The sequence below is a fragment of the Pseudomonas sp. NPDC008258 genome (assembly GCF_042956345.1).
GTDB lineage: Bacteria > Pseudomonadota > Gammaproteobacteria > Pseudomonadales > Pseudomonadaceae > Aquipseudomonas.
Genome location: NZ_JBIBGE010000081.1, coordinates 1 through 1,293, shown reverse-complemented (window position 1 = coordinate 1,293; position 1,293 = coordinate 1). Strand labels below are relative to the sequence as shown.

At 55.6% G+C, this 1,293-nt stretch carries 1 protein-coding gene; it reads right to left on the bottom strand.

Annotated elements, in window-relative coordinates; translation table 11 throughout:
• Positions 1–52: 52 nt before the first annotated feature.
• A complete protein-coding gene (locus ACFY9W_RS29070) occupies positions 53–1,204 on the bottom strand; it encodes a DDE-type integrase/transposase/recombinase (RefSeq protein WP_391138303.1) in 1,152 nt (383 codons plus the stop codon).
• Between the last annotated feature and the right edge of the window lie 89 nt (positions 1,205–1,293).

Here is a 1,293-nt window from a genome sequence, read left to right as displayed (position 1 = left end):
TTCGCGGTGTACGACCGGAGACATCGTTTACATCGTAAACCGGGGACATGGTTTACACATTTGAGGCTTGGACGCGGTTCTCACCCCGTCCAAGCCTTCCCAGGAGATGGTCACACAGGAACACATCCCAAACATCATCTTCCACTTCTTTTAGGCCGATCCTCTCGCCACAGAGGGCTTCGCTGATGAACAACAGCTTGCCCTTCCATTTGATCGACCCATTCTGTCTGACACTGCGGACCGTCATTTCGGCGGGATACTCCACGATAGGCAGGCATCCTGGGTAAATTCGGTCAGAGGGTACGTATAGTTCGGATGGGCGCTTCATCCCCAGCGCTTCGTGGGGCCGGACATAGTTGAATTCGTGCCGAAAGTGCTCGAGCAGTAGCTGTTGATCGATCAGGTTTTGTCCTATCGGCAGTTCAAGCTTCATGCTTCGATGCATTCGTTCATGGCGACCATTCTGATCAGGTCGCGCGGGTGCGGTCCGCTCAGGAATGATGCCCAGGCGGATCAGCCAAACCGCGACTGTAGACATTCTTGCCAAGCCAGTTGAGGCAAATGGGCTGCCGTTATCAGAGCGAATGACCTCCGGCATGCCATGCTCCTGGAAAAGCCATTCAAGCGTCTGGATGACCGGCTGCGTCATGATGTTCTTGTGAGCTTTGCAGGCCAGGATGAGGCGCGAGGCGTGGTCAGTGACCGTCAAGGGATAGCACCATTGGCCATCGAGCATTTTGAACTGGCCCTTGTAGTCGATGCACCAGGTTTTGTTCGGCTCGTTGGCCTCCCGCATCTTTGTGGGGCTCTTCCCGTATCGCCGTCTAGCGCCACGCTTGTGGACCATGCCCATCCGATCCAGCCACTGACCGGCCGTGCTTGGAGAGGGCCAATCAATGGAGGGATCTTCAAGACGCAGCAACTCGATAAGCTTCTTGGGGCCCCATTTGTCGTGCGCTTCTTTCATCGCAACAATGCGGGCCAGTAGCTCATCGCTGGTCTTGTTAGGGCTGTTGTTAGGGCGCCGCGAGGCGTCGGACAGCGCGGTAAACCCACCCGCATCATATCGGGTTATCCACTTGTCGACCGTGGGACGGCTGACGTTGTACCGGCACGCCAGTTGGCTCTTGGTGTAATCACCGGAAAGCCATTCACTGACCAGTCTGATTCGTTGATCCATAGGGGACTCTTGGTTCCAGGGCATGATCAGATACCTCCTGATCATGCGTATTAGCCTGTAAACCATGTCCCCGGTTTGGAATGTAAACGATGTCTCCGGTTTGTACCGCGGGC

Coding starts and splice junctions, on each gene's coding strand:
- ACFY9W_RS29070 (WP_391138303.1), bottom strand. CDS start 1,204: ATGCCCTGGAACCAAGAGTCCCCTATGGATCAACGAATCAGACTGGTC.